The sequence below is a fragment of the Candidatus Rhabdochlamydia porcellionis genome, assembly GCF_015356815.2.
In the GTDB taxonomy this organism is placed as follows: Bacteria; Chlamydiota; Chlamydiia; order Chlamydiales; family Rhabdochlamydiaceae; genus Rhabdochlamydia; species Rhabdochlamydia porcellionis.
In genome coordinates this window covers 704,123-719,646 of the sequence record NZ_CP075585.1, presented here as the reverse complement: position 1 = coordinate 719,646, position 15,524 = coordinate 704,123, and the positions used below count along the sequence as shown (strand labels likewise).

Annotated in this window: 16 protein-coding genes; 15 read left to right on the top strand and 1 reads right to left on the bottom strand. The window is 35.0% G+C overall.

The annotated features are described in order from the left end of the window. Nucleotides 1–215: 215 nt before the first annotated feature. The 12 genes from RHAB15C_RS03290 to RHAB15C_RS03235 all read left to right on the top strand — a co-directional run bounded on the left by RHAB15C_RS03290 (nucleotide 216) and on the right by RHAB15C_RS03235 (nucleotide 13,495). Nucleotides 216–2,882 (top strand): leucine-rich repeat domain-containing protein, encoded by a 2,667-nt coding sequence (locus RHAB15C_RS03290; protein ID WP_194845667.1) that lies wholly within the window; start codon nucleotides 216–218, stop codon nucleotides 2,880–2,882. A 394-nt stretch (nucleotides 2,883–3,276) separates the two neighbouring features. Then, nucleotides 3,277–5,439 carry a copper-transporting P-type ATPase gene (locus RHAB15C_RS03285; RefSeq protein WP_220716079.1) on the top strand — a complete coding sequence of 721 codons (2,163 nt, stop codon included), beginning with the start codon at nucleotides 3,277–3,279 and terminating at the stop codon, nucleotides 5,437–5,439. A gap of 58 nt (nucleotides 5,440–5,497) precedes the next feature. Beyond that, nucleotides 5,498–5,674, top strand: a complete 177-nt coding sequence (locus RHAB15C_RS03280) for a hypothetical protein (protein WP_194845668.1) — start codon at nucleotides 5,498–5,500, stop codon at nucleotides 5,672–5,674. Nucleotides 5,675–5,875: 201 nt separating this feature from the next. Then, entirely contained in the window at nucleotides 5,876–6,559 is a 684-nt protein-coding gene (locus tag RHAB15C_RS03275) for a sugar transferase (RefSeq protein WP_246587616.1), read from the top strand. 9 nt (nucleotides 6,560–6,568) lie between these two features. Continuing rightward, nucleotides 6,569–7,099 carry a hypothetical protein gene (locus tag RHAB15C_RS03270; protein WP_194845669.1) on the top strand — a complete coding sequence of 177 codons (531 nt, stop codon included), beginning with the start codon at nucleotides 6,569–6,571 and terminating at the stop codon, nucleotides 7,097–7,099. A gap of 21 nt (nucleotides 7,100–7,120) precedes the next feature. Next, nucleotides 7,121–7,930 (top strand): inositol monophosphatase family protein, encoded by an 810-nt coding sequence (locus RHAB15C_RS03265; protein ID WP_194845670.1) that lies wholly within the window; start codon nucleotides 7,121–7,123, stop codon nucleotides 7,928–7,930. Next, the gene (gene folD, locus RHAB15C_RS03260) at nucleotides 7,917–8,783 is read left to right on the top strand and encodes a bifunctional methylenetetrahydrofolate dehydrogenase/methenyltetrahydrofolate cyclohydrolase FolD (protein ID WP_194845671.1); all 867 of its coding nucleotides are present in this window, start codon (nucleotides 7,917–7,919) and stop codon (nucleotides 8,781–8,783) included. Before RHAB15C_RS03265 ends, folD begins: the two co-directional genes overlap by 14 nt. Before the next feature lie 62 nt (nucleotides 8,784–8,845). Next, nucleotides 8,846–9,442 carry an HAD family hydrolase gene (locus RHAB15C_RS03255; RefSeq protein ID WP_194845672.1) on the top strand — a complete coding sequence of 199 codons (597 nt, stop codon included), beginning with the start codon at nucleotides 8,846–8,848 and terminating at the stop codon, nucleotides 9,440–9,442. Beyond that, nucleotides 9,442–11,595 (top strand): ribonuclease R, encoded by a 2,154-nt coding sequence (rnr, locus tag RHAB15C_RS03250; RefSeq protein WP_194845673.1) that lies wholly within the window; start codon nucleotides 9,442–9,444, stop codon nucleotides 11,593–11,595. The genes RHAB15C_RS03255 and rnr overlap by 1 nt, the downstream gene beginning before the upstream one ends. Further along, on the top strand, nucleotides 11,592–12,182 hold the full coding sequence (locus RHAB15C_RS03245) for a DNA-3-methyladenine glycosylase (RefSeq protein WP_194845674.1): 591 nt from the start codon (nucleotides 11,592–11,594) through the stop codon (nucleotides 12,180–12,182). The genes rnr and RHAB15C_RS03245 overlap by 4 nt, the downstream gene beginning before the upstream one ends. Nucleotides 12,183–12,206: 24 nt before the next feature. Next, nucleotides 12,207–12,857 carry a DUF502 domain-containing protein gene (locus RHAB15C_RS03240; protein WP_194845675.1) on the top strand — a complete coding sequence of 217 codons (651 nt, stop codon included), beginning with the start codon at nucleotides 12,207–12,209 and terminating at the stop codon, nucleotides 12,855–12,857. Continuing rightward, nucleotides 12,854–13,495, top strand: a complete 642-nt coding sequence (locus RHAB15C_RS03235) for a DUF502 domain-containing protein (RefSeq protein WP_194845676.1) — start codon at nucleotides 12,854–12,856, stop codon at nucleotides 13,493–13,495. Before RHAB15C_RS03240 ends, RHAB15C_RS03235 begins: the two co-directional genes overlap by 4 nt. On the opposite strand, the gene RHAB15C_RS03230 is transcribed toward RHAB15C_RS03235, so the two are convergent. Further along, on the bottom strand, nucleotides 13,467–14,357 hold the full coding sequence (locus tag RHAB15C_RS03230) for a transposase (RefSeq protein ID WP_194845677.1): 891 nt from the start codon (nucleotides 14,355–14,357) through the stop codon (nucleotides 13,467–13,469). The genes RHAB15C_RS03235 and RHAB15C_RS03230 overlap by 29 nt on opposite strands. A 344-nt stretch (nucleotides 14,358–14,701) precedes the next feature. Here RHAB15C_RS03230 and RHAB15C_RS03225 point away from each other — a divergent pair, with 344 nt between their 5' ends. From RHAB15C_RS03225 to ybeY, 3 genes are read left to right on the top strand one after another with little or no spacing between them, the layout of a single operon-like run. Beyond that, entirely contained in the window at nucleotides 14,702–14,875 is a 174-nt protein-coding gene (locus RHAB15C_RS03225; RefSeq protein WP_194845678.1) for a hypothetical protein, read from the top strand. 21 nt (nucleotides 14,876–14,896) lie between these two features. After that, complete coding sequence (locus RHAB15C_RS03220; protein ID WP_194845679.1) at nucleotides 14,897–15,058, top strand: small basic protein; 162 nt, start codon at nucleotides 14,897–14,899, stop codon at nucleotides 15,056–15,058. A gap of 2 nt (nucleotides 15,059–15,060) precedes the next feature. Continuing rightward, the gene (gene ybeY / locus RHAB15C_RS03215) at nucleotides 15,061–15,516 is read left to right on the top strand and encodes an rRNA maturation RNase YbeY (protein WP_281422374.1); all 456 of its coding nucleotides are present in this window, start codon (nucleotides 15,061–15,063) and stop codon (nucleotides 15,514–15,516) included. Nucleotides 15,517–15,524 lie beyond the last annotated feature (8 nt).

The following is a 15,524-nucleotide window of genomic DNA, read 5'->3' as shown; positions in this document are numbered from 1 at the left end:
TCTTACTTTAAGCCCTCTGTGCAAAACAACTTTTTTATCTCAATTCAAAGCCTGTAAACATATGATACCACGCTTTTATCTTACGAATTAGTTTTTATTTTCTTTATGAAATCTTTAAAAATCAAAAACACAATCTTTTTTTAATTTTTATTTACTTATTACAATTACATACAGTACGCTTAGGCCTCGTACTTGTTAATAATAGAGGTAAAGCCATGTCTATAAATCCAACAAACCAATTACTTTCTTCTGTTAAGCCAAAAGAGCAACTATCTGTACCAACTTTAAATCAAAAGCCTGCTTCAAAAAAAAATGTACTTACAAAAAAGATTGCAAAAATTTTTAAAAATGCAAAACAGGTTCCAGCTAATAGCAAAAGCATGGAATATGATCCTCTTAAAAGAGTTTTAAGCGATAACGCAAGTATCGGATTTGCAGAAACTTTAGATACACAAGCCCCTACCCTTTTAGAAACAGGCCCGATATTCTACCAAATGGATCACATTGAAACGCAATTGCCTTTAGCTGTTAGACCTAAGACACAGCGAATCATTCAAAGAGAAAATCCTATTGAAAATCTTCAAAAAATTTTAAATCAATGGCTGGAAGACTCTTCGATTAAGAGAAACTACATAAATCAATCTTCAAATCAAAAAGCACCAAACTGTACCAATGCTTTACAGAGGATTTTGGCCTTTTTTCAAAACACAGATGAAAAGGTCTTAGATTTATCTAATCTTAATTTAACCTCTTTACCTGATGTTTTTTATTTTCCATCTTTCCTAAACAGGTTAAGCGAGATAACCCTTAGCCAGAACAATCTTACGTCTTTGCCTCAATCCTTTAAAAGCCTTCAAGCATTAACAGTACTAGATCTTACTGATAATAGCTTTGCAGAATTTCCTGAGCTTTTAGTTAAGCTACCCAATTTAAAATATTTAGACCTTTCAAAAAACCAACTAACCCAGCTACCTGAGTCCTTAACCGAGTTGCGCGCATTGCAAGCGCTACTTGTCAGAGGAAACCAGTTAACAGAACTACCTATAGATCTAGGCAAATTAGATAAACTAGAGATACTAGAACTTGGAATCAACCAACTTAAAAACTTACCAGAAAGTTGTGTGAACTTAAAAAATCTAAAAGACTTATCTATCAGTCATAACCAATTTGTTAGATTGCCTGAATTTATTGGCTCCCTATCAAGATTGGAAGAGCTTCGGATAAGAAATAATCAGATCCAGGACTTGCCAGAGTCCCTTATTCAATTAAAAGCATTAAAAAAAATATATCTTGCTTACACTTGCCTATCCGAACTCTCTTTAAAAATATTATGCCAACTTCCAGATTGTAGTATAAACGGTCTTGAATACACCTCTTTGTGTCAAAGAAAGCGTGGTTCCTATCAAGAAGATCAGTCCACATCCAAAGAAATTTTGAATCAATGGAAACAAAAAAACATAGGACAAGAACCTGCTAATCGAGTCCAAGCTTTGCATAATGTTCGGAGTTTTTGCAAAAATGCAAATACAAATACGCTAAATCTGCGTAAGTTAGACTTGACTGATTTACCTAATATTTTTCACTTTGAACCTTTTGTAAGCAGACTAGAGCATTTAGACATTAGCGGTAATAAGCTACAAGAATTACCACCATCTATTTGCAGCCTAAAAGCACTAAAAACTCTAAATCTTAGTAACAATCAATTTCACAACGAGTCACTTGCCGATTTGCCAGAGCTTTTTCTTCAGTCAGCAACTTTGATACGCCTAGAGCTTGATGGGAATAGGTTAAATATATGCCCAAAGTTTCTTTGCAATCTGCCGAACTTAAAGGTGCTAAATATTAGTAAAAATGACCTTTTGTGCGATCTAGAAGCTCTTGGTAGTTTGCAAAATTTAAAAGATCTCGATCTAAGCTATAACTCTAATTTAGCCTTCTTCACTCATCAAATACTCCATCTTCCATGTATTGATAGAATCGACCTTACAGGATGTGATAGCCTCCATTCAGTATTTTTGAATACAGTAAGGGAAACTATTGCCGGACTTGATAGAGTTCTACATATTTCTTATCCATTACCTTCACTAATGGAAGCAGAAGAACCTATTGAACAGTCTTTAAAGAGACTCTGTCAAATAGCTAAAAGAGAACCCATAGATCTGTGTGCTCTTTTAAAGGTAAGGGAAGTACGGTCCTGGTTAAACCGACTATTCTCCATTGCTGATTTTCAGCAAGGGGGAAATGTTCAAGAAGCGTTAGCTGTTAACGTGTTAGACTGCTTGCATGAAGCTAATAATAATCCAGATTTTCGTCAGGTTTTTACTCATACTATTCGAGATGCAACAGAAAGCTGTGCAGATAGAGTAGCTCTATCTTTTATAGATGCAAGGCTTGCTTATCGGCTTGTAACAATTGATATCCACAACATGAGAGAGCTAGCTGACTTCCTGATTAAAGGCCCATGCTCTATTGCAATACTAAAAGAGCTTGCTCAACAGTTCATTCTTCAGTCATCTTCTTCAGTAGATCAGATTGAAGTTCATCTTGGGCTCCTGGTTACACTGAAAAGAGAATTGGATCTTCCTATAGATATTGAAAAAATGTCACATTTTAAATTTAGTGAATTAACACCTAAAGATCTACATGATGCTAAACAGTATGTCTTAAAAATGAGGAAGGATTCGTATTATGAGCTTCTTATTAGTCAGGATAAATGGAAAGAAGCTCTTAAAAAACATTATTCATCGAAATTTAAAGAGATAGAAGAGAAAAGAGATGCAGCTATGCAAGAAGGCAAGGATGAAGAAGCCATTGTGAAAAAATTCAATAAAAGATTAATAAAATTAACAAAGACCGCTTTGCAAGCAGAATCATCCAGATAATTGCTCCATTTATAGCAAAAAAAAGTAGATCATTCTGAATATCGAGATAGGCTACATGGATTTTGGATAGGGGGTTATTTTAGTAGCCTCCTATTCTTATTTTAGTAAAGCAAACGACAGAAAGTAATTACTTTAAATCAGGTAAAATATTTTCTTTTCTTTTTATCTGCATACTGATTGCAAGTGCTATGATGGTTTGTAGTTCAGCTTCTGTAATTTTGCATGTTTTAAGGTTAAAAAAAATGCAACTTTAAAAAACCTATTTTCTTATTTTTACTAAAAAAATGACTAACTCTACTAAATTTGACAATAATTTCTTAATTGATTCATATTGATCCATTAAGTGTAAATAATGATTTTAGATAGAGGCTTGTCAGAAATAGAGGAAATATAAGTGAACCATTCTCATCACTCTTGCCATTCCTCTGATAAAATACCAAATACAAGCTCTTCAACGAGTAGTCTCTATGTATGTCCTATGCATCCCGAAGTCCAGCAAGATTATCCAGGCGATTGCTCCATTTGTGGAATGTCTCTAGAACTGGCAAAGATTACAGAAAAAGAAGACGATTCTGAGTATCGAGATACATTACGTAGATTTTGGATAGGGATCATCTTAACAATCCCTATCCTTATTTTGGTTATTGGCCAAACATTCTCAGGTTTTATCTCTGAGCAAGTCTCTCATTGGATTCAATTTATCTTAAGTACTCCTGTTGTATTTTTTGCAGGATGGCCATTTTTTGGAAAAGCTTGGCGTTCGGTAGTCAATCGATCTTTGAATATGTTTACTTTGATTGCTTTAGGCATTGGAACTGCCTATTTTTATAGTGCTATTGCTGTTTTATTGCCCGATCTGTTCTCTAATTCCTTTAAAGAAAAAGGTGAGCTATTTGTCTATTTTGAAGCTGCCTCTGTAATTACTGTTCTTGTTTTGCTTGGCCAAATATTAGAGTTAAAAGCTAAAACTCAAACAGGTCAAGCGATTAAGTCACTATTGAACTTGTCTGCTAAAACAGCTCACCTTGTGTTAGATGGCCAAGAACAAGAGATTCCTATTGAGCAGGTCAAAGTAGGAGATCTATTAAGAATCAAGCCTGGAGAAAAGGTTCCTGTTGATGGAGAGGTAATAGAAGGTTCTAGTTTTATCGATGAATCGATGATCACTGGTGAGAGTGTTCCTGTTGAAAAAAAAGTACAGGATGAGGTTACAGGGAGTACAATCAACCAGAGAGGTAGTTTCATTATGCAAGCTAAGCGAGTAGGCAATGAAACGCTCCTCTCTAAAATTATACAAATGGTCTCTGAGGCACAAAGAAGTAAAGCTCCTATTCAAAGACTTGCTGATCGGGTTTCTGCTTACTTTGTTCCTTTTGTAATTATAGTTGCCGTTATCGCATTTATTATTTGGGCTTCTATTGGACCTGAGCCGCGCTTTGTTTTTGCCTTAGTAAATGCGGTTGCTGTCTTAATCATTGCTTGTCCTTGTGCACTGGGATTAGCTACTCCTATGTCTATCATGGTTGGAATAGGGAGAGGAGCTCAAATGGGCGTACTCATTAAAAATGCTGAAGCATTAGAGCGCTTAGAAAAACTAAATACACTAATGATAGATAAAACCGGAACACTTACAGAAGGAAAACCTAAAGTTATTCAAATTATAACATCTGACATTGTTCAAGAAAACGAGTTGTTAAGTTTAAGCGCTGCTCTAGAAAAAAATAGTGAGCACCCTCTTGCAGTAGCTATTATGCAAGAAGCTAAGGAAAAAGATCTGATTATACCAGAAGTACAAAACTTTAATTCCATTACAGGAAAAGGAGTGGAAGGGGTCGTTAAAGGCAAGCAGGTATTTATTGGTAAAGTCGGTTTATTGAAAGAAAAAGATATTACTGGCATTGCAGATTTAGAACTTCGAGCAAAAGAAGCTCAAAAACAAGCACAAAGCACTATTTTTGTAGCAATAGACGGGCAAACACTAGGGTTTATTGTTGTTTCTGATCCCATCAAATCATCTACCTCAAAAGCAATAGAAGATCTACATCGACTTGGAATAAAAATCATTATGCTGAGCGGAGACGCTGAGTATACTGCAAAAGCTGTTGCACAAAAACTGCATATAGATGAGGTTTATGCGGGCATTAGCCCACAAGATAAAAGCTCTTTTGTTCAAAAGTTAAAAAATGAAAAGCAAATTGTGGCTATGGCAGGTGATGGGATTAATGATTCGTTAGCCCTTACAATAGCTGACGTAGGAATTGCTATGGGAACAGGAACCGATGTTGCTATACAAAGTGCTGGCATAACTTTAGTTAAAGGTGATTTAAATGGCATTGTAAAAGCTATAACTTTAAGTAAAGTCACTATGCGTAATATTAGGCAAAATCTTTTCTTTGCTCTCATCTATAATTTTGCAGGGATCCCTATTGCTGCTGGAATCCTCTTTCCTTTTTTTGGTTTACTCTTGAATCCAATGATTGCAAGTGCAGCAATGGCTTGTAGTTCAGTTTCTGTGATTTTGAATGCATTAAGATTAAAAAAAATTAAACTTTATTAAATAGCTACTTTTACCACAAAAATATAGTTTCAATACCCTTTTTGTCTGCGAAGTCAAAATGCGCCGCCGTGAACTAGGTCTTGAAGTCATTGATACAATGAAAACCAAAATAGCAGCTCTGTCTTTTCCCAAAGGCTTTGGTATTTCACCTGTTCTGCTTCATTTAGGACCTGTCTCAGATGCTCTTTTGAGTAGCAACTATTTTTATCGCATTGTTGACATATCTGATTTATGAAATTTAGTTTTGAACTTTCTTGTTATAAAAACATTCACGTGTAATTCTTGAATAGACTTCTAAAAGATCGTAAAACATTTCATTCTTAGCGTTCATCTTGATTATGGTAAAATCAGCTAAAGCATTGTTAAATTGACTTAAATTTGACAATAATTTATTATATATTTAATACGCAAATCAATATTGATTCATTAAGAGCAAATGATGACTTTAGACCGAATCTCATCAGATCCTGTTTTAGCAGCTCCTTTAGAGATTGTTCCTTTCAAAAAGAGAAAGCGTATCTTTGACATTCTATTTAGCTTAACAGCTTTACTTTTAGGACTTCCATTTTTTATAGTAATTGCATTTTTGATTAAACTCTCTTCAAAAGGACCTGTCTTTTACTGCAGCTTAAGGCTAGGGCATAAAGGTCAGCTATTTAAATTTTGGAAGTTTCGTTCTATGCATTGTGATGCAGATTCCCGCTTACAGCATTTACTTAAACAGCAACCTAAATTGAACAGGGAATGGCAGAGATTTTTTAAGCTAAGAAATGATCCAAGACTAACCTATCTAGGCAGATTGATCCGCAAAACCTCTCTTGATGAACTTCCTCAGTTTTGGAATGTATTAAAGGGAGATTTAAGCATCGTTGGACCAAGACCTTACTTACCTCGCGAAGAAAAGAGAATTAAAGAGCTAATCGGAAGCAATATTGATGTTTTATTCTCTATTAAACCAGGACTTACAGGTATATGGCAAACCTCTGGGAGAAGTGCTTTGAGTTTTGAGAAAAGAGTTGCCTTAGATTTAAGCTATGTTCAAACTCACTCTTTCCTGCTTGATATGCAATTAATTGCAAAAACCATTCCTGAAATGATTGCCTCTAAAGGAGCATTTTAATAATCCTTCATGGCTTCTATTCCCCTTCTATATGTATTTTTAGTTACTTTGTTATGCACACTATTTAGTACAGCAATTTATCCCCAGATACATTTAATTCCCTTTACTGCTTTTTTTGCTCTTCTTTATTTACGCGCTTCTTTAGTTGCTTCTCTTTGGATTGCTTTAGGATGCGGACTGTTACTAGATCTGATAAACTCTGATTTACGCTTTGGTTTCTATGCATTAAATACTTGCTTAATAACTCTTTTGTTGCATCGACAAAAAAAACACTTTTTTGAAGAAAAACTACACTCGATTTGTTTACTAACAGCATTAATTAGTGCATTCATGACTATATTTCAATGGGTTTTTTATTGCGCAACTCATTTAGAATGTAATTTATCCTGGAGATTAATTTTCATCGATTTTATGTTACTGCCTATTTGTGATGCACTTGCTGTCTTCTTATGGATATATCTCCCTGTTATATTGTTTATCTATTCAAGAAAAATGAATTGGAAAGCTATGATTAGTCGTGATTCTCTTTATAAAAACTAAATGCAAACCGCTAGAGGTTTTATGTCCAAAATCATTAAAGAGTGGGCCTCTTTTGCTACAAAAATAGCTTTTTTAGCTGGAGATATTTTAAAAAAAGGTTTCGGGTCTCAATTTATCATTGATTCAAAACCCGGCAAACAAAATCTAGTAACAGAATATGACAGGGCATCTGAGAATCTCCTTATTACAGCCATTAAAGATCGCTATCCTACCCATTCAATTATTGCAGAAGAAAGTGGGTCTTATATACAGCAAGGATGTCCAGCTACTTGGATTATTGATCCTCTAGATGGCACTGTAAATTTTGCACATGAAATCCCTCTTTTTTCAATTAGTATTGCTGTAGCTGTTGATAAAGAAATAGTCTGTGGTATTGTATATCAACCTATGACAAAAGAATTATTTTCTGCTCAAAAACAACAAGGAGCTTTTCTTAATGGTCGATCTCTAAACATTTCTTCGGTATCGCAAATGAATCAAGCTCTTCTAGCAACAGGATTTCCTTATGATGTACATAAAGATCCCCTGCATTGCATAGGGCATTTTTCTAAAATCTTAAGAACAGGAACCCCTATTCGTAGATTAGGTTCTGCAGCTATTGACTTAGCGTATGTAGCTGCGGGACGCTTTGATGGATTTTGGGAAGTAGGCCTTAATAGTTGGGATATGGCAGCAGGAATACTTTTAGTAAAAGAAGCAGGTGGAATAGTAACCCATTATGATGGAACAGAACATCAAATTTTTGGATACCATAACCTTTTAGCAACAAATAAACATCTACATCCGATTATGATTGACTATTTAAATAAAGGTAAATATGAAGCTCATTGACGGCATATCCATTGCAAAAACGATTCAAGAGAGAATCAAATCCTCTATTGCCAAATTAAAAACCCGCCCTCCTGGATTAGCTTTTGTTCGTGTGGGGGATAATCCCGCTTCTCATAGCTATATCCGTATGAAAAAAAAGCGATGTCAAGAAGTGGGTATTATCTCTTTTGACGTTGAACTCCCCTCTCATGTTTCTGAGGCCCAAGTCATTTTAGAAATTAAACGTTTAAACCTAGATTCTGCTGTAGATAGTATTCTGGTACAACTTCCTTTACCAAAACACATAAATCCTTTTCTAATTATGCAAATGATTGATCCTGAAAAAGATGTAGACGGATTTAATCCCTTTAACATGGGTAAGCTATTGCTTGGAGAAAGGGATGGGTTTATTCCTTGCACACCTCACGGCATTCATGTATTATTAACACAATCTCAGATTCCTTTATTAGGTAAGCACGTTGTTATCGTAGGAAGAAGTAATATCGTTGGAAAGCCTTTAGCGGCGCTTTTAATGCAAAAAGCTCCCCACTGTAATGCAACAGTTACTTTAGTGCATAGTTTTTCTGAGAAATTAGAAGAGATTTGCAAACAAGCCGATATTTTAATCGCAGCTATTGGCAAACCAGCTTTTATTAAAAAAAACATGGTTAAACCTCGCGCAACGGTAATTGACGTAGGAATTAACCACATTATAAATAATCAAGGAGAAAAACAAATTGTAGGAGATGTTGCTTTTGATGAAGTCGCTCCCCATTGTTCTTATATTACTCCTGTTCCGGGAGGTGTAGGTCCTATGACAATTTCCATGCTCCTTGCTAACACTCTCTTAAGCTACCAGAGAAAGATAAAATGATTATTTGATTTTTTCTTTAATTGGTATATGTCTTGGATATACTTTTATCACATGAAATACACATGAAATATACAGTTTTTTTCGATTTAGGTAATGTGCTTTTATTCTTCGATCATCACAGAATGAAGCAACAAGTTGCTATTTGCTGTAATTTGAGTGTAGAAGAAACTTCTTTTTTGCTTCAAAAATATCTTGATGATTATGAAAGAGGTTCTATAACTACACAAACCCTTTATTCCGATTTACTAGAATTAGGGGGAAAGCCCATCTCTTTTACCGATTTCACGTATGCATTAAGCAACATTTTCCAACCTAATCTTCCCGTAATTACTCTCTTAGAACAAATAAAAGCTCGAGGAATAAAGCTCTTTCTTTTATCTAATACCTGCGATGCTCACTTTAACTTTGCTCAAAAGCACTTTGCTTTCCTGCAACTATTTGATGGATTTATTCTATCTTATGAAGTGGGAGCTCGTAAACCAGAGAAAAAGATCTACCAAAAAGCCCTGGAAATAGGAAATTGTTCTCACAAAGAGTGTTTTTATATCGATGATGTCCCTGCTTTTGTACAAGCAGCGCGCTCTTTAAACATTGATTCAGAGATTTATTTGAAACCAGAGATACTCCACCATCATTTAATCCAAAGAGGAATCCTGTAATGGTAAAAAGAAAAAAGGGCCTTTCCTCTCAAAAATGTGCAAAGCTCATTCTAGAATGTATTCAGAAAAATTCTTATCAACCCATAACCACAGAAGAATTATTTATAAAAATTCATCTATCTCCTTCTTCATCTTCTGCATTTCAGTTAGCGATTGATGCTTTAATAAAAGGTAATCAGATCTGTTTAAAAAAAAAGAAAGTATATCCCCTAAAACAAGATCAGGAACAAATCCTAAATGGAACTCTTAGACTCCATCCCAAAGGGTTTGGATTTGTGATTCCCAATGAACGCGCAAAATGGCCTCAAGATATTTTTATTCCTAAAAATTATACAGAATCTGCTATTGACGGAGACCTTGTAAAGGTAGCAGTCAATACAAATTCCTCTTCAGAAAAAGGGCCTGAAGGAAAAATCCTCTCTATTTTAAAAAGAGCTCATAGTCAATTAGCAGGAACTATTTGCGCTGTCCACTCTTCTAGAGAACTCGCGGCTCATATACCTCTATTAGGAAACAATAAACCTATTGTCATCCGCTCTTCACCTTCTCTTTCTTGCAAAATAGGGGATCGAGTTATCTTACGGGTTGATGAATGGGGATCCAAAGAGAAGCCCACTATTTGTACAATATCTCAAATCATTGGCAATATCATAGATCCTTCTTGCGATGTTAAAGCAACAACTCTTGAATTTAACCTACGCTCTGATTTTCCTGAAAATGTCATTACAGAAGCAAAAGGTTTTGGAAACAAAGTAAGAGTCTCTGATCTTAAAAATAGGATGGATTTAACCGGGCTCACTTGCTTTACCATAGACCCCGACACTGCGAAAGACTTTGATGATGCTCTATCTTTAACCAAAGACGAAAAAGGACATTTTCATCTGGGAGTCCATATTGCAGATGTAGCTCATTATGTGAAGCCAAATTCTTCTTTAGACCAAGAAGCCTTCTTAAGAGCTAATTCTACCTATTTCCCAGGCACTTGTGTTCCTATGCTACCAGAAGAGTTATCCAACCAGCTCTGTAGTTTAAAAGCTAATGTAAAGCGTTTAACTGTATCCGTATTAATAAAGATGGATTCATATGGAAAAGTTTTACACTTTGAAATCGTACGCTCTTATATCAAAAGTGCAAAACGCTTTAGTTATTTCGAAGCTAAAGAAATTTTAGACGGCAAGAAAAAAAATGCCCATACCTCTACTCTACGGTTAATGGTAGACTTGTGTCTATTGTTAAAAAAACAACGTCGAGAACGTGGAAGTATTGATTTTTCTCTGCCAGAAATTTCTCTGGTTATTGATAAAAATGGTCTGCCATTGGGAGTGAAGAAAATTGAATATGATATTACGCATCAATTAGTTGAAGAATTTATGCTTAAAGCTAATGAGCTCGTTGCCTTAGAACTAACCCATAGAGGTAAACAACTCATTTACCGTGTGCATGAAGAACCTAACCCGGAAAATATTAAAGATTTTTTTGAATTGGCGCGTACATTTGGATTACATGTAGCTAGTAATAGCACTTTTAAAGATATACCAGAGCTATTTCAGCAAGCTCAAGAAAATCCTTTTTTATCTCAGCTCTCTATAGCATTTATTCGCAGTATGAAATTAGCGCAGTATTCTACAGAGAATATGGGTCATTTTGGTCTTTGTTTAGAACACTATTGTCATTTTACAAGCCCTATTCGGCGCTACAGCGATTTAATCATCCAAAGACTGCTATTTAATGAAGAACCCAAAGAGCTTGATCTAAAAGAAATAGCCACTCATTGCTCTGAGCAAGAAAGGATTAGTTTCAGGGCAGAAAATAGCGTTGTTACCTTAAAAAAACTTCGTTTATTGGAAAAGGAATTCCTACGAGATCCTCTTCGATATCATGCAGCAATAGTAACCAAAATTAAACCTTTTGGTCTATATTTTGAACTTATAGAATTAATGCTAGAAGGATTTTTACATATCTCCGAGCTTGAAGACGATTATTTTATTTTTGATGAGAGAGCCTCTATCTTAAAGGGACGTTTTACTGGACATATACATAGGCTAGGAGAAAAAATATTCGTGCAAATAGCACGTATCGATCTTATTTTTCTAGAAAGCCGCTGGATGCTTAAACAAGAACAAAACTCTAAAAAACGTAAGAGAAACTCATGAGCTTTGCACTTCCTGTTTCTTTTTACCAACGCAAAGATGTAGTACAAATAGCACGCGATCTATTGGGAAAACTTTTATTAACCCAAATGAACAATCAGATTACCGGAGGTATAATTATAGAGACAGAAGCTTATAAGGGTGCAGAAGATAGAGCTTGTCATGCCTATAATTATCGCAAAACCAAACGCAATCTTGCAATGTATCAAAACGGAGGAATTACTTATGTTTATCTATGTTATGGAATCCATTACCTTTTAAATGTGGTTACCCATACAGAAGGCACTCCTCATGCTGTATTAATCCGGGCAATTTTTCCAACTTTTGGAATTGAAACCATGTTAAAAAGACGTAAAAAAACTTCTTTAAATTCTAAATTAACCAATGGTCCAGGTAGTGTATGCCAGGCTTTAGGAGTTGATCTTGCCCATAATGCAATCTCTCTTAACTCTTCTTGTATTTGGATTGCAAATAGTGATCTATCCATAGATCAAACGCAAATTTACCAAGGTCCTAGAATTGGAGTTGATTATGCTGGCCAAGATGCGCTTTTACCTTGGCGTTTTAAACTTGAAAAACTATATTGTTAGAATCATAAAAAACAAAGAGAAGCGATGAAAAAATATTTTCTTACAGGCCTTGTTATCTTACTTCCTCTTGTTGTAACTATTGCTGTTTTACTCTTTTTGGTCAATTTTCTGACACAGCCCTTTATCGGTGTGGTTTCTGCTGTTTTATCAAAAATGAACTTGCTAAATCGAAATTTTCTTTTTTTGTCTCCAGAGCATCTCGTCCGCTATACTAGTCAAGTAGTCATTCTTATTTTATTATTCATCATCACTGTTTTACTAGGAGCCATTACTCGTTGGTTTATCATTAACTCCCTGTTTCGGCTAGGCGATAAAATCATCCATCGAATTCCTATTGTAAATACCGTATATAAAACCACTCAAGATATTATTAAAACACTTTTTTCCAAGGATAAAAACTCCTTTAAACAAGTTGTAATGGTACCCTTCCCCAGAGAAGGGGTTTATGTAATCGGGCTTGTTTCTCGAGACGCTCCCGAAGTGTGTTCTCATTCTGTAAATAATGATCTAGTTTCTGTGTTGATTCCCACTACACCCAATCCAACAACGGGGTTTCTTTTAATGTATCCTAGAGAACAACTTTTATGTGTTGATATGCGACCAGAAGACGCTATTAAATATATTGTTTCCTGTGGTGTCATTATCCCACCCGTGAAACCGAGCAATCCAATATGAAAAAATATTTTTTTGCAGGATTCATTACGCTTTTACCCCTTGTATTAACCTGTATCATTGTAATTTGGTTGGTAGAGCTGGTTACTACTCCTCTCATCGGTATTTTTCAAGATATTTTAATGCACTACCCACAAATGCCCTTTTTCTCTTTAGCTAATCACGAAGTGCTCATTAAAGTCTTAAGCCGCGTGTTTGCCTTAGCTTTCTGGATTATTGTGATTTTTATCCTTGGCTTTTGCAGTAGAGAGTTTTTCCTACGTTCCTTTTTACATCTTACCGATCGCCTTTTCTCTCGACTGCCTTTTGTAAAAAAAATTTATAAAATTAGTCATGATTTAACAAAAGTCGTGTTCTCTGGGAAAGAAAAGACATTCAAGCAAACCGTACTCGTGCCTTTTCCTCATAAAGACACCTTTGCTCTTGGCTTTGTAACTAGTGAAGCCCTTCCAGAAATCTTTACTAAACTAGCCTCTGCTATAGAGGTTGCGGTATTTATTCCTACAGCTCCTCATCCTATGTCTGGCTTTGTCCTTTTAACGCCTAAAGTCTTCACTTATCCGGCCGAAGTTTCAGTTGAAGATGCTTTTAAATTTTTAATCTCCTGCGGGGTTATTCATCCTTTACAAAAGAATTCTTAAAAAGAAGTAATTTACCCTTTAATCCTGTTATATTAATTTCTATTTCTGCTAACATTTGCTTGATTTTTCTGTTCTCTTCTTCTAATTTTTTTACTTTTTTAATTTCAGGTAGCAATCCGGAGTACTTTGAACACCATGTATAATACGTACCTAATGCTATGCAATAACGACTTAATACATCTTCTATAGACCCTTTTGCTTCTACTTCTTTAAGTATCTCTATAATTTGTTCCTCAGAAAAGCCTGCATAAATATCCACGAGGGATCTTATTTCCGGATCATATCGCGAATCTTTATCAAGATACTTTCCAAAGTATTTAACGACATCGACTGAACTTCTACATTCTAACTCTTTTATTGAACCATCTATGTAACGAAGAAAAAGAGCATCAATATTCCCAACAACAGGTTTTAACCGAGTGTTTCCTGAAGCATCTTTAAATGCGCAAAAACCTCCGGTTGATCGAATAACGCTAACAGTGTCGAGGTTCACAGTAAGTTCTTTGATTTTTTTTAAGACAATACCTTCAAATTCTGGAGGAACAAAACTCTTTAAGTGCATAATTATAGAAATATCGAGATAGCACATATATTTTTTAATGATTTCATTAGCAAATAACTGTTTAGTGGACTTTTTTCCTGTATGTGAAACTAAAGTTACCCGATGCAAGCAAGGGTTCATTTGATAACACATTCTATCAACAATCACTTTTGCAATTCGACCTTCTGTGTCTATTTCTTTCATACACAGCTGCTTTTCTACTCTTCGCTTGCTCCAATGAACTTCTTGAAGATTCGTTAAATCTGGAAGTGATCTAAAAGATCTTAACTGTATGTGGCGTGTTTCTGGGCTAATAGACATCTTCTCTCCTCATTTTAGGTTAAACTATTTACTTTTACCTGAAGCGTAACCATGGATAAACTTCAAATAGCTTTTAGTTTATCTTTGCAGGGCGTTCCAAGAATTTTTTAAGAAAAGAAATATAGTTCTAACCTCGAATAAACTTCAATTTTTATTTTATCAAGAATAAAAAACTTTATTAAATGATCTTTAGCAGTTATATCTTGTGAAGATCTGCTTCTTCTTATTTTGAGCTTTTATAAGGAAGAATTTAAATTTTTCTTTTCACAAACTGAAGACTTGCTATTTTAGTCAAAAATTCATACAATTTTTCATCATAGAAAAGATACTTAGGAGCTTATGTTATGGTCCGTTTAAGCAAACAAGAAAGAATTCGCAATAGATCCCCTCGTCGTCCTCGCCGCCCTTCAGCTAAAACAGGTCCTAAAAAGGATAATCTCCCCCAAGGGTTTAAAATCCATGCGAATGCAATCGATACGGAGTTAGCCCAAAGAGCTTTTATTCCTAAAATTAAATAATTTAAAAAGGCAAAAAAAGTTATGTCTAGACACTCAAGTTATGGAAAATCAAGCAAATCCGCTAAAAAGCGCAATGTCCTTAAAAGATTTGAGAGGATTGATGTTTTACGTCGTCTTGGCAAATGGAAAGATGGAGAAAATGTAAAAGTAACCAACTTACCTAAAACACCTAATTCTTTCTAGCTTTGCAAATAAAACTTTTCAATTCACAAAAAGACCTCCATTTTTCTAAGGCTAAAATGAGAAAGGTGGTCTTTTTTTTGTTTGAATTGCTGCAAATCAAAACAGATGAGATAAGCATTCAATTTGTCTCTGAAAAAAGGATTTCTCAATTACATACCCTTTTTTTCCAAGACCCTACCCCAACAGATTGCATTACTTTCCCTATAGATTCTCTTCCATATAAGCCTAATGGATACCATCTTTTGGGTGAAATATTTATTTGCCCCAAAATTGCTAAACAGTATGCTGAAAAACATTATATAAATCCTTTTGAAGAGTTATGTCGCTATGTAGTTCACGGCGTTTTGCATTTAATCGGTTTTAAAGATGAGCAACCTGATTTAAGAGTTCAAATGAAAAGAAAAGAGAATACTTGTCTAAAACGTCTAAGACAAAAAGGGTTACTTGAACCAGATTAAAGGAACAT

Coding starts and splice junctions, on each gene's coding strand:
- RHAB15C_RS03270 (WP_194845669.1), top strand. CDS start 6,569: ATGGCTTCTATTCCCCTTCTATATGTATTTTTAGTTACTTTGTTATGC.
- RHAB15C_RS03290 (WP_194845667.1), top strand. CDS start 216: ATGTCTATAAATCCAACAAACCAATTACTTTCTTCTGTTAAGCCAAAA.
- RHAB15C_RS03280 (WP_194845668.1), top strand. CDS start 5,498: ATGCGCCGCCGTGAACTAGGTCTTGAAGTCATTGATACAATGAAAACC.
- RHAB15C_RS03255 (WP_194845672.1), top strand. CDS start 8,846: ATGAAATATACAGTTTTTTTCGATTTAGGTAATGTGCTTTTATTCTTC.
- RHAB15C_RS03275 (WP_246587616.1), top strand. CDS start 5,876: ATGATGACTTTAGACCGAATCTCATCAGATCCTGTTTTAGCAGCTCCT.
- rnr (WP_194845673.1), top strand. CDS start 9,442: ATGGTAAAAAGAAAAAAGGGCCTTTCCTCTCAAAAATGTGCAAAGCTC.
- RHAB15C_RS03265 (WP_194845670.1), top strand. CDS start 7,121: ATGTCCAAAATCATTAAAGAGTGGGCCTCTTTTGCTACAAAAATAGCT.
- RHAB15C_RS03220 (WP_194845679.1), top strand. CDS start 14,897: ATGTCTAGACACTCAAGTTATGGAAAATCAAGCAAATCCGCTAAAAAG.
- RHAB15C_RS03235 (WP_194845676.1), top strand. CDS start 12,854: ATGAAAAAATATTTTTTTGCAGGATTCATTACGCTTTTACCCCTTGTA.
- folD (WP_194845671.1), top strand. CDS start 7,917: ATGAAGCTCATTGACGGCATATCCATTGCAAAAACGATTCAAGAGAGA.
- RHAB15C_RS03225 (WP_194845678.1), top strand. CDS start 14,702: ATGGTCCGTTTAAGCAAACAAGAAAGAATTCGCAATAGATCCCCTCGT.
- RHAB15C_RS03230 (WP_194845677.1), bottom strand. CDS start 14,357: ATGTCTATTAGCCCAGAAACACGCCACATACAGTTAAGATCTTTTAGA.
- RHAB15C_RS03245 (WP_194845674.1), top strand. CDS start 11,592: ATGAGCTTTGCACTTCCTGTTTCTTTTTACCAACGCAAAGATGTAGTA.
- RHAB15C_RS03240 (WP_194845675.1), top strand. CDS start 12,207: ATGAAAAAATATTTTCTTACAGGCCTTGTTATCTTACTTCCTCTTGTT.